An 11947-nucleotide genomic window follows, 5' to 3' on the forward strand; every position below is an offset into this window, starting at 1 on the left:
TCGGCTGATAGTGTCCTCTATCATTAAGTGGTGATCAACCCTTTCGGAACATCTACGGAGACTTGCTGTGCGAAAAGCTGCTGAGACCTCTCACGGTGCTGTCCGCAACCAAAATTTAGCTTCTTTAGCAAGCCGGATTATCTTCACCAATTCAGCCCCATCAAGGGCGGATCTAGCCCGCTCAACCGGATTGAATCGGTCCACTATTTCACGACTAGTTGACGAGCTTGTTAACCGTGATATCGTGCGGGAAAACGAAGTCGAAGTCTCTGGCCCTGGCAGGCCCGGGGCGCCCTTAACGCCAGCCCCAAGAACATACTGCGCCCTCGGGATCAATGTTTCCGCTGAAGCGGTAGAGGCATCTCTAATAGATCTGACGGGAAACGTGCTGATCGAACGACTAATTGACATGCCCCCAGACTCAACCTCTCAAACCCTCAATGATATTGCCGCAATTCTGCGATCCGTATCAACGCAATGCAACGTTGCCGGACTCTCGCTCAAGGAAGTTGTAATCACGTTTCCTGGAATCGTAGATCCAGCCACCTCCACCGTAGTAAATTCCACCCCCCTTGGTTGGATAAACGTCGAACTATCTCGAATTGTCGAGGGAATAATTGATTGCAATATCGTCATTTCCAATTCCACAACAGCGGGAGCGAGCGCAGAAACGGTCTATCTTCACCGTAATGACGAGCAGCTTGATAATTTTCTTTACGTCAACCTCGATTCAGGCATCGGCGCCGTACATATATTAGACGGAGCACTTTCACCCGATAGCACCGGCTGGAGTGGGTCTTTAGGTCACATCTACGTTTCGGATCAAGCACGCATTTGCACCTGCGGACAAAACGGCTGTCTTGAGGCATTTGCTACCAGATCTGCAATTGTTGCAGCCAGCAACCTACCGACTGAAACAACGATTGGAACCCTTGTTTCCTTGCTTAAGCGAAACGAAACCCCTGTTACCAAAGTGGTCAGGGAAGTAGCCACCCTAATCGGCCGGGCAGCTGCTAGCGCAATTAATCTGATCCACTCCCCTACTTTGATTTTTGGCGGGCAACTCGCCGATATTTACGATTTCTTGCTCCCTAATATCCAAAAGGAAATTAGTTCCCGCGTGATTTGGAGTGGTCAGGCCCCTTTGGATATTCGGGCTACCCTCGCTCGGGGAGCACCTCTTTCCCGCGGCGCTGCCTGGTTAGCAATCGCCAACTTCTTAGGAAGGCCCGAAACCTGGGATAGGGAACACACGGACCACGACAATCCGGTAGATGCCTCTTCACTGCCGGAAATCCAGTTAAAGATCGACACATAATCCATTTACTGAGTACGCGCCAAGGCCCGCTTACCAGGCCTTGGCGCGTACCCTGGAGAACGTGGGAAGCTAAAGGAGGCGCCCGCAGCTGCGGCGTCGTCGTACCCGGTAGTACAAGGAAGAAGGACCATGATCGTCACCACTGAACGCGAGTGCGCGGGCCGGACCGTTACGCTGCGCGCGGCCACCCGCGGCGCCACCCTGCTCAACTATCGCCTGGGCGATACCGAGGTTATCGACGGCTACCGCAACCCCGATGAGCTGCGCGAACTCAACGGTTTCCGCAGCGCCGTGCTGGTGCCGTGGTCCAATCGCATCCGCGCGGGGCGCTACCCGGCCGCGCTCTATCACGGCGACGACGCCGCCGTGCGGGCTCAACTCCACGCCGATATTCCGGTAAGCGGCGTTCACAGCGTGCCGGCACCAATTCCCGAGGCTGAAGCCGGCCTGCACGGCCTGGTCACTACCCAAGAACTCGAGGTGATACGCGCGGAAAACGGCGTTCTCGAATTCGGTACCCGGCTAAACGCGAACACTGTTTACCCCTTCGAACTATCGGTAAACATCATTTACAGTATTGGGGCCGAGGGGTCCTTACACGTACGCTTACGCGCCGAGAACCTCAGCGAGGTAGCTGCGCCGGTCGCTCTTGGCTGGCATCCGTATTTCCGACTCGCCGGCCCGCTGGCGGAGGCGCGCCTGAGCCTGGACTGCCGCGCGCGTATCGCCACCGATACCACTCTTATTCCGCACGACGGCGCCGGCGCTTTCGCGCCGTGCGAGCCGCTTGCCGGCTCCCCTATCGACCCGGCCACGGATTGGGCCTATGCACAGCTTGCCGATTGCGCCGGGCCGGATGCGGGCGATGCCGGAGCTAGCTGGAATGTGGCGCGCCTGCGCACCGGAACTCGCGAAGTGGCCCTGTGGGCGCGTCTGGGTAGTTGGCCTTCCAAGAACTTCCATATTTTCGCGGGCTCCGGACTCGCGCGTGATGCTGGGCGAGCGGTGGCCATGGAGCCGTGCCAGGCGCTACCCAATGCTTTCAACCGAGCCGAAGGCCGTGACATGTTGCTGGAGCCGGGCGCATGCCGCGAGCTCGAAGCGCGGGTTGTGGTGACGGAAGCAGCTACTGCGTAGGCGAGCCGGCGCATAAGTGTGCTGGCGTGTACGTGCGCTGGCGCGTAGCCAAGCCGGCACACGCTGTGGACAACACACCGATGCGGGCCTTCCTGTGGATAAGCCCGGGGTAGGTGAGGCGCGGCTGTTAACGTGGCGCCATGAACGTACTCATGACCGGGCGCCGTGCCGGAATTCTTGCCGTCCTTTGTTTCCTTCTCAGCAGCTGCGGGGCCGGGGCAGGTGCGCCTCCCCCGGGGCTCTCCCCCGGTGGAGTTTCCGGCATGCCGGCCCCTAGCTCTGCTTCGCAGACGGCTAGTTCTACTTCGCCAACGGCTAGTTCTGCTTCACCCGCAGATTCTCCATCTGCTCCGCCCACCTGGCCGGTGCAGATTCCGGTGCCCTCCCCACCCGCCCAGATGGCCGAGAATTCCGTGGAAGGAGCCATCGCAGCCGGGCAGCATCTTTTCACCCTCCTCGATTACGCAACGATCACCGGCGATATCGCACCCCTGTCCCCGCTGGCCGGGGAACAATGTGATTGGTGCCAACACCAAATCGCGAAACGTGAAGAAACTGATTTCCGACCCCGGCAAGCCACCGTATTTAGTTTTAGCGAGGCGCGGGGGCGCTGGAATGATCCCATAGCCGCCTATACCGTGCAGTTCTCCGTCTCCCATCCGCCCAATCCGGTGGTGAACCGCAAGGGCGCCGAAAAAGTAGATCGTGCCGAAGAATTCTTTGTGACCATGCGGATAGTCCGCTCAGGTGATAACTGGATCGTGGATGCGGTAGGGATGAACGATGACATTCTGGATGGAGGTGTGTGATGAGACGTGACACCAACCCCGCTTTGAGACCGCGCTGGTTCCTGCGCGCCCTCATCATCGGTATATCCGCAGTGGCACTTCTTGGTTCGTGCACGGTAAGCGCTCCGGCCCTCGCCCGCGAATACCAGGATAACGAAGAGCGGGTATATACCGCTCATACCAATGGTGGCGGTGTAACCGTGGAGGGTCAGTCTCGTTACACCCGGCGTTTACCCGCTGGGGCCGCCGGCGCACTATCGGGCACCGGCCCCGCCACCGGCAGCGACGGCGGGGACAGTGGATATTCTGGCGGCGGGCCGGAAGATAGCATGACCACTACGGCAACCGGTTCGGGCACCGGCCCCGCCACCGGAGCGTATGGACTGCCGTGGTCTCACGGTGCACTAGTAGCCGCTGTTCGGGATACATCTCTGCCAGCCCATGTGCGCGGCGCGGCCGGAATCCTCAGTTGGATATTGGGTCATGGCACTCCTCCGGCTAGTTCTCAAGCGGCAGCACTGCCCAGCGCCGCGCAGTTGGAAACGATTATTCACACGGAGAGTATCCGAATTGCGGCAGCGAACGCTGCGGCGTGGATGGAACCGGCGCGCGGCTGGGTGGCTATCAACTACCCGGTCCACCTCCATTATTCCGCACCGGCGCAGCGGCACACGGTCACGTTGCTCGGTGCGGAGGTTGTTATTGATCTGGTTCCCGTGCGGGCAAGCTGGGAGGTTCCCGGTGCGACAAGTGCGACCGCGGGGAAGGCTGGGAACACCACGCCCAGCGGTTCGCTACCCGGTCACTCAGCGCAGCCCATCCCGGCCCGCCAGCCCTATACGGAAGTCATCTACCACCGCCCTAACGAGGAGGTGAAAGCCACGCTCGTTGTGGAGTGGGAGGTTCGCTACACCGTTGCTGGGCAGAGCCGCACCGTGCCGCAGCTACTCACCACTCGCTCCGAAACAGCCCCGGTGATAACGCGAGAGCTCGAAGCCCACCTTATCGGTTAGCTTCGAGCTCTCGGGTATTAGCTATTCCTTGCTCGCGCACCCAGCGTTGGCACCTGAGCTTGGTGCTCCTTGTTGGGAGCCTTAAGCTCGCGCCCCCACGCCGGGCTTCAGCGAATCTAGTTAGCCGCGGCTAGGCCACCCCCGGAGGTCGGTGCACCAGCCCCGGCCGCCGGCCCGCCACTCGGGCGAGTATTCACCCCGGAGGCCAGGCCTTCCATCTGCGCCGGTTCTTCCGCTTCGATCACGCCCTCCGGGAGCGGCTGATCGGGCGACTGGCCGGTAAACGTGAAGGACATGGGAATATTATCCTTATCCACATCCACCACGATGATGTCACCCTTAGCGAATTCGCCGTAGAGCAGCTTCTCGGAAAGCACATCTTCCACGTCACGCTGGATGGCGCGGCGCAGCGGGCGCGCCCCGAGCACCGGATCGTAACCGCGATCAGCAAGTAGTTCCTTCGCGTCCTTCGTCAGTGCGATGGACAGGTTCTGGTCTCGCAGGCGCTTATCCAGCTTGCCAATCATAAGATCCACAATCTGGAGGATTTCCGGGCGGCCCAGCTGCGGGAAGACGATAATGTCATCCACGCGGTTGAGGAACTCGGGCCGGAAGTTGTTCTTGAGTTCTTCCGCTACCTTCGTCTTCATACGCTCGTAGGAGGACGTGGTATCGGCGTCGAACTGGAAACCAGTTTGCACGCCCTTCGCAATATCCTTCGTGCCCAAATTGGTGGTCATAATAATGATGGTGTTCTTGAAATCCACCACCCGGCCCTGGGCGTCCGTGAGGCGCCCTTCTTCCAGGATCTGGAGGAGGGAATTGAAGAGATCCGCATGGGCCTTCTCAATTTCGTCGAAGAGCACCACGGAGAATGGCTTGCGCCGCACCTTCTCGGTAAGCTGGCCGCCTTCTTCATAACCCACATATCCCGGAGGGGCACCGAAGAGCCGCGACACGGTGTGCTTCTCCGAATATTCGGACATATCCAAAGTGATCAGCGCAGATTCATCCCCGAAGAGGAATTCCGCGAGCGCCTTAGCAAGCTCGGTTTTACCCACACCGGTAGGCCCGGCGAAAATAAAGGAACCACCGGGACGGTTCGGATCCTTGAGCCCCGCGCGGGTACGGCGAATCGCCTGAGAAAGTGCGGTCACGGCTTCATGCTGGCCAATAACCCGCTTATGCAGCTCATCTTCCATACGCAGCAGCTTCGCGGACTCCGCTTCGGTGAGCTTGAAGACCGGGATGCCGGTGGACATGGAGAGCACTTCGGTGATGAGATCTTCATCCACCACCGAGACGACGTCCATATCCCCGTCTTTCCAGGCCTGCTCGCGAGCATCGCGTTCTTCACCGAGCTTCTGCTCTTCATCACGCAGCCCGGCGGCCTTCTCGAAATCCTGGGCGTCAATTGCCGCTTCCTTGGCACGGCGCGTGGAGGCGATCTTATCGTCTAGCTCGCGCAGCTCCGGCGGCGCGGTCATCTTACGAATGGCCAGGCGCGCGCCCGCTTCGTCGATGAGGTCAATGGCCTTATCGGGAAGGAAACGATCATTAATGTAACGATCCGCCAGGGTGGCGGCCGCCTCAAGGGCGTCGTCGGTAATAGTCACCCGATGGTAGGACTCATACCGGTCCCGCAAACCACGCAGAATATCGATGGTTTGTTCCACGGTGGGCTGTTCCACCTGGATGGGCTGGAAGCGGCGCTCCAGCGCGGCATCTTTCTCGATGTACTTGCGGTACTCATCGAGGGTAGTTGCCCCGATGACCTGGAGTTCCCCGCGGGCCAGCATAGGCTTGAGCAGCGAGGCCGCGTCCAGGGCACCTTCCGCAGCACCCGCGCCCACCAGGGTGTGGATTTCGTCGATGAAAAGAATGATATCCCCGCGGGTATTGACTTCCTTGAGGATCTTCTTCATGCGTTCCTCGAAGTCACCACGGTAGCGGGAACCAGCCACCAGGGAACCCATATCGAGGGAATACAGCTGCTTATCCTTGAGGGTTTCCGGCACGTTACCGGCGGCAATGGACTGGGCCAAGCCCTCCACAACCGCGGTTTTACCCACGCCGGGTTCCCCAATCAGGACCGGGTTGTTCTTGGTGCGCCGCGAGAGTACCTGCATAACCCGCTCAGTTTCGGTATGCCGGCCAATCACGGGATCGAGCTTGTGGTCACGCGCGGCGGCGGTGAGGTTACGCCCGTACTGATCCAGGATCGTAGAGCCGGCCTTCGTACCTTCGCGCGGGCCTCCGCCCACCCCCACGGCTTCTTTACCTTGGAAACCGGAGATGAGTTGGCTGACCTGGTTACGCACGGTGGGCATATCCGCACCGAGCTTGATCAGCACCTGCGCGGCAACGCCATCCGCTTCGCGAGTGAGCCCGAGGAGGAGATGTTCGGTTCCAATATAGGAGTGGCCCATCTGCAGCCCCTCGCGCATCGCGAACTCAATGACCTTCTTGGCGCGCGGCGTGAAGGGAATATGACCCGAGGGCGGCTCCTGGCCTTCACCGATAATGTCGATGACCTGCGTCCGGACGGACTCAAGCGTTACCCCCAGGGCTTCCAACGCCTTTGCGGCCACCCCTTCGCCCTCGCGAATGAGGCCGAGCAAGATATGTTCGGTCCCCAGGTAGTTGTGCTTGAGGTTCCGTGCCTCTTCCTGCGCGAGCACGATGACTCGCCGGGCGCGGTCAGTGAACCTTTCGAACATAACTCTCCTTGCACTTGCAATCTTCTAAAAGAGTAACGGCCCTCAGCCCAGGAGCCGTCCCCTGTTCGCCAGTGGCATGAGTGTGTGGCTCACATTTTGCTGTGGGAAAAAGCCGAATTAGCGCGGAAAATGCTGTTCTCGATGAGATTTCTGAGCTTATTTCACTACCCCTAGGCCCTTGGGCCCACGAAAGCGAGGTTGTGCGGCGAGTTAGGCGCCGGCCGGTTCCACCTCAACGAGGAGCGTGAAGGGCCCGTCATTGACGAGCTCCACATCCATCATGGCTCCGAACTGACCGGTGGCTACTTCCAGTCCGTACGTATCCCGCAATTCGCGCACCACCGCTTCGTAGAGCGGATCGGCAACTTCCCCGGGCGCGGCCTTGGACCACGAGGGCTTGCGCCCCTTGCGCACATCCGCGTACAGGGTGAATTGCGAAACAAGCAGCACGGGAGCCTGCGCTTCTTCCGCGCTACGCCGACTATTGGGATCATCGCTACCATCCGCGGCGCGCAGCACTTTCAGCTGTGCGATTTTCCGCGCGACTTTCTCCACTTCCGGGGCGCCATCCCCGTGGGTGACGCCCAGGAGCACGCACAGTCCCGTGCCGATCTGCGAAATCACGCTGCCGTCCACCGTGACGGATGCGCGCGTGACGCGCTGAATAACTGCTCGCATTCTTCCTCCTTCGTGGTGTTCTTAGTACGACGCCGCAGCTACGACCTTCGCCTACTCGGCCTTACCAGGACCCGCGACCGCGCCCGCGTGAACTACGCCGCGGCCCCATCCGTTGTTCTTCGGGACCCAGGTAGTAGAGCGCCCCGTATGCCGCCCCGAGCATGAGGAACGGCTGGAAAGGCAGACGAATAGGAGTGAACAACACAATCCCTGTTACGAGAGCGCAGCCCAGCAGCACCCCGCTCCAGAACTTCTTATCCTTGCGGGCATAGCGAAAATCCGCATCCGGGCGGCGCAGGCAAGCCACGAGCGCCCACACCATAAACGCGAGAATCGCCAGCTGGATCACAAAAAATATCCCGTTGCAGATATCTGTGACGAGCCGCAAGGTTGTTAGGTTCATGGTTCTCCGTCCTCGTGGTGAGCGTGGTGCTCGCCCCCATTCTAGTCACGGCCTACGACACTTTTTTCGCCGCTTTCACGAATAGTCACCGCAACGGGCGCGTGAGTTGGTAGTGAAATAGGTTCGACGCCGCAGCGGAATTCCCCTACCAGCACCGCGCCCAGCGGCGCTGGCTGCCTCATCAGCGCGAGGGCAAGCGGGCCTTCTTCCCAATGCCGCACCGCCGAGGTTACCCGGCCGATAACTGCCCCATCGCCCCGCTCCGCGACTACCGGATCGCCGGGCTCGGGCAGGTCCGCCGCGTCCGGGCCTTCCAAATACAGGCAGGCAAGGCTCCGCGCGGCTCCCCCGAGCCGGGCGGTGCCCGCTACCCGGGATTCGCGAGCGCCCGCTACTCCGGGCCCGTATATCTCAGCCAGGCGCACCCCGGCGCGCGCCGCCCGGAACGGATCCGGGCGGCGCGCCGCGGCCCGATAAGCATCCCAGGCGAATAAACCTACCGGGGCCATACCGGCGGCCTGCCCGGCCCGGGCGAGTTCCTCAATATTGTCAATCAGGAGGATCACCCTATCGCTATCCGGCCACCAGTCTTCCCAGAAACTGGCGGATAGCCCGGGCCGGCCGCGCATGGCCGTGCGTAAGCGCTCAGCTCCGTGCGTCGTCGTACCTATAGCAATGTAGTTGGCCGGGTACATAGTGGAATCGAGCCCGCCCGGCTCAAGCCCACTAGGCTCAAGCCCACCAGGCGGACTCAAGAAAACGTCGCCTGCGCCACCCGCACAGCGCAGCAGCGCACCGCGAATTTGGCCCTGGGCATCGCATTCCAGCACTTCACGCGCGTTATCGGCGCACGGGAAAGCACCGGCGGCGCCGCGCCCCACCCGCCAGTGCGAAAGGTCCACGAAGCCGCGTCCGGCTTCCAGCGCCCGCTGTTCCACGTAGGGATTGGTGTAGAAAGCAGTTACCCCGGCCGCCGCACCTTCTCCGGGAACCGCGCCGGGCCAGCGTAGCAACGGGCTAGGTATCACGATTCGGGGTGGGCCTCCGGTGCGTCCGGCGCACCCGCCCCGCCGGCTGAACCCGCCCCACCGGCAGAACCCGCCCCACCGGTCGCGGGTTCGCCCGCTGCCGGGCAGTCGCTCAGGCGCTGGAGGCGGCCGGCCATGTAGCTGCGCATCGGCGCCCCGAAGGCAGCCATGTCGTAGGCGTAGAACAGCTCCGATTCCACATAGCCGCCCATGATTTGGCCGCCGGTGTAGCTCGCGGCGGTGGGGGTGGCGGCAATGGCGTCCGCGACGATCTGGAATTGCGGACCCTTAATGAAACCGGCCCAGGTCATAGCGTGGCCGGCGGAGGTGGCGATCATTCCTTCCAGAACGAAACGCCCCTCCGTGCCCTGGAGGTTATTCGGTGAGACACGCAGGTAGCCCTCAAAACTGGACCACAGCTGACCTTTGGTGAGAGCCGCGTACATACGCCCGCCGGGAACCTCGCGATCCACCGCCCCGGCCGGCTCCTGGGAAAGCCAGGTTGCCGAACGCAAACGCAGGTAGGGGCCGTGGTCATCATTATCGATGCGCAATTCGTGCAGGTAGCCGGCTGCGTCCACACCTTCGTATTCGAGAAGGCCGGCGCCGCGCCAGGTATCGACGAGCCAGGCCATCGGATAGGTTTCCGGGCTGAGATTTTCAGGGATTGCGAAGACCATAAGCTCAGGGTACCCGCCCCGACCGCATGAGGCCCACAGTGCCAAGCCTGTGAGAGCCGCGGCGCCCGGCGCTAACGAACCACCCGGACACAACCCATAGCCAGTATCATTTTCCCACGTCGGAGCTCAAAAGTCCGCTTTTTTCACGCTTGGCCCGAAAGCGCGAAGAAAAGTTTCCGATTGCCCGCACTCTTGTTATTCTGAAGCCACGGTGCCGGACCTTGAAAGCCCCGGGCTCCAACTAGCGCCGCTACGAGCGGCATTCGCGCCGTCAGGCGCTCTCAGGTCCGGCACCCTTTTCTTGCCCGATCTCACCGCCGGGAAATACACGTTTCGCCCCGTAATGAACTATCCTTGAAACGAGTCGTTCATCGATTGTTCATGTCCCCGAAACGAGGAATTCACGTGGGGTTATTCTCTAAATTCTCGCGTTCCACGCGGGTTTTCGACCTTATTGGCGCCCAGGCAGCGCATCTTCCCATCGCCGCCGCGGGCCTCGCGCAGCTCATGACCGCACCGGTTCACGAGCGCGGAGAGTTGCAACAGCAGCTGCACACCATAGAAAACAATGCAGATGAGTCAAATCACGCACTCCTCAAAGTGGTAAATAGGTCTTTTGTCCTCCCTTTCGACAGGGAGGATCTTTATGCCCTGACCACCGCTATCGATAATTGCGTGGACCTCATGGACGAGGTGGGGGAAAACGTGGCCTTTATGCGCCCCCTCACCCTTCCCGATAGCGCGCCGACGGTGGTGGATATTCTTAAGACCTGCGCTCGGCTATCCTCGGATATTCTCGCGCATTTCAACCCGACGTCCCCGGATACCCGCGAATACTGGGTGGAAATTAACCAGCTGGAAAACAAGGGCGATTCCCTCTACCGTTCCACCCTCGCCTCGCTCTTTGAAAACGCCACCGACGCCATTGAATTGCTGCGTGTCAAACTGGTTGTGGACACTCTCGAGGACACCGTCGATGCTTTCGAGACGCTCGCCGCCGTGGTCGAGCGCATTGCCCTCAAGGAGTCCTGATTTTGTCCGAGTTGCTCTTTTTGGTGGGCACCGTCGTCGTCATTAGCCTCATTTTTGACTTCACTAACGGTTTTCACGACGCCGCAAATGCCATCGCCACCTCGGTAGCCACCCGCGCATTGACGCCCGGCGTGGCCCTCGCGATGGCGGCGGTCATGAACTTCCTCGGCGCGATGCTCGGCACGAAAGTGGCCGAAACAATCGGCTCCGGCATCGTTGATATTACCGAGCTGGAAAAAATAACCGGCCTGACCCTGGTACTCGGCGGGCTGGCCGGCGCGATTGGCTGGAATCTTATTACCTGGTGGCGTGGGCTGCCCTCCTCTTCTTCGCACGCGCTTATTGGCGGGCTGGCCGGCGCCGGCATCGCCTCTCTGGCCACCGTGCACTGGACGGTTATTTTCGACCGCGTGGTGGTGCCGATGGTTGTCTCCCCCGCGGTTGGTTTCCTACTGGCCTACCTCATTATGAAAGTGGTGCTGCGCCTCCTGACGGAGGCTCCCTACCACACCACGATGCATCGCTTCCGTTACGCCCAGACGGTTTCCGCCGCCATGGTGGCCCTCGGGCACGGCCTCCAGGACGCCCAGAAAACCATGGGTGTGATCGTACTGGCCCTCACGGCCGGCGGCTTCCATGATCTTGAGGACGGGATCCCCACCTGGGTGAAACTGGCTGCGGCAGCCGCTATTTCTTTGGGGACCGCGACCGGTGGCTTCCGTATTATGAAAACGCTCGGCTCAAAAATTATTGATTTGGATCCGGCCCGCGGTTTCGTTGCGGAAAGCGTAGCCGCGAGCGTTCTTTATACGACGGCGTTCGTGTGGGCCGCCCCCATTTCGACAACGCATACCATCACCTGCGCCATCATGGGTGTTGGAGCCACGAAACGGCGCTCGGCAGTGCGCTGGTCCGTGGCCGGAAATATTGCCACCGCCTGGATCCTCACCATCCCGGCCGCCGGCGCCCTGGCGGCGGTTGCCACGTGGCTGCTGCGGTTAGTTCTCATCTAGACCGCTTCGCTGCTAACCGAGCGCTGCGTAAAAGCGAGGCGGCGGGCCGGCGCTGCGGCGTCGTGCTTATTTCGCCTCCACAACACAACTGTGCCGCGCAGGATCGTTCCCGCGCGGCACAGGTCGCAAGGTAAACA

At 60.9% G+C, this 11947-nt stretch carries 11 protein-coding genes; 6 read left to right on the plus strand and 5 right to left on the minus strand.

Annotated elements, in window-relative coordinates:
• The first annotated feature begins 67 nt into the window (after positions 1-67).
• The 4 genes from QP828_RS05280 to QP828_RS05295 all read left to right on the plus strand — a co-directional run bounded on the left by QP828_RS05280 (position 68) and on the right by QP828_RS05295 (position 4256).
• Positions 68-1318: an ROK family transcriptional regulator gene (locus QP828_RS05280; protein ID WP_274733692.1), complete on the plus strand. Its 1251-nt coding sequence runs from the start codon at positions 68-70 to the stop codon at positions 1316-1318.
• Between the two features lie 129 nt (positions 1319-1447).
• Positions 1448-2455, plus strand: coding sequence for an aldose 1-epimerase (locus QP828_RS05285; protein WP_274733693.1), 1008 nt, complete (start codon positions 1448-1450; stop codon positions 2453-2455).
• Positions 2456-2595: 140 nt separating this feature from the next.
• A complete protein-coding gene (locus tag QP828_RS05290) occupies positions 2596-3264 on the plus strand; it encodes a DUF6318 family protein (protein ID WP_274733695.1) in 669 nt (222 codons plus the stop codon).
• On the plus strand, positions 3261-4256 hold the full coding sequence (locus tag QP828_RS05295) for a hypothetical protein (protein WP_274733696.1): 996 nt from the start codon (positions 3261-3263) through the stop codon (positions 4254-4256). Before QP828_RS05290 ends, QP828_RS05295 begins: the two co-directional genes overlap by 4 nt.
• A gap of 116 nt (positions 4257-4372) precedes the next feature.
• On the opposite strand, the gene QP828_RS05300 is transcribed toward QP828_RS05295, so the two are convergent.
• The 5 genes from QP828_RS05300 to QP828_RS05320 form a co-directional block, all read right to left on the minus strand.
• Positions 4373-6976, minus strand: a complete 2604-nt coding sequence (locus tag QP828_RS05300; RefSeq protein WP_126135456.1) for an ATP-dependent Clp protease ATP-binding subunit — start codon at positions 6974-6976, stop codon at positions 4373-4375.
• A 210-nt stretch (positions 6977-7186) separates the two neighbouring features.
• Complete coding sequence (dtd, locus tag QP828_RS05305) at positions 7187-7654, minus strand: D-aminoacyl-tRNA deacylase (protein WP_126135455.1); 468 nt, start codon at positions 7652-7654, stop codon at positions 7187-7189.
• A 61-nt stretch (positions 7655-7715) separates the two neighbouring features.
• Positions 7716-8057 (minus strand): DUF2516 family protein, encoded by a 342-nt coding sequence (locus tag QP828_RS05310; RefSeq protein WP_274733698.1) that lies wholly within the window; start codon positions 8055-8057, stop codon positions 7716-7718.
• A 41-nt stretch (positions 8058-8098) separates the two neighbouring features.
• Positions 8099-9085 (minus strand): hypothetical protein, encoded by a 987-nt coding sequence (locus QP828_RS05315; protein ID WP_284891313.1) that lies wholly within the window; start codon positions 9083-9085, stop codon positions 8099-8101.
• Positions 9082-9765 (minus strand): heme-binding beta-barrel domain-containing protein, encoded by a 684-nt coding sequence (locus tag QP828_RS05320; protein ID WP_274733701.1) that lies wholly within the window; start codon positions 9763-9765, stop codon positions 9082-9084. The genes QP828_RS05315 and QP828_RS05320 overlap by 4 nt, the downstream gene beginning before the upstream one ends.
• Positions 9766-10170: 405 nt before the next feature.
• On the opposite strand from QP828_RS05320, the gene QP828_RS05325 reads away from it, so the two are divergent.
• Entirely contained in the window at positions 10171-10797 is a 627-nt protein-coding gene (locus QP828_RS05325; protein WP_016442266.1) for a DUF47 domain-containing protein, read from the plus strand.
• A gap of 2 nt (positions 10798-10799) precedes the next feature.
• Positions 10800-11810 carry an inorganic phosphate transporter gene (locus QP828_RS05330; RefSeq protein WP_274733703.1) on the plus strand — a complete coding sequence of 337 codons (1011 nt, stop codon included), beginning with the start codon at positions 10800-10802 and terminating at the stop codon, positions 11808-11810.
• Positions 11811-11947: the final 137 nt, after the last annotated feature.

The sequence above is a fragment of the Actinotignum sanguinis genome, assembly GCF_030230305.1.
GTDB lineage: Bacteria > Actinomycetota > Actinomycetes > Actinomycetales > Actinomycetaceae > Actinotignum > Actinotignum sanguinis.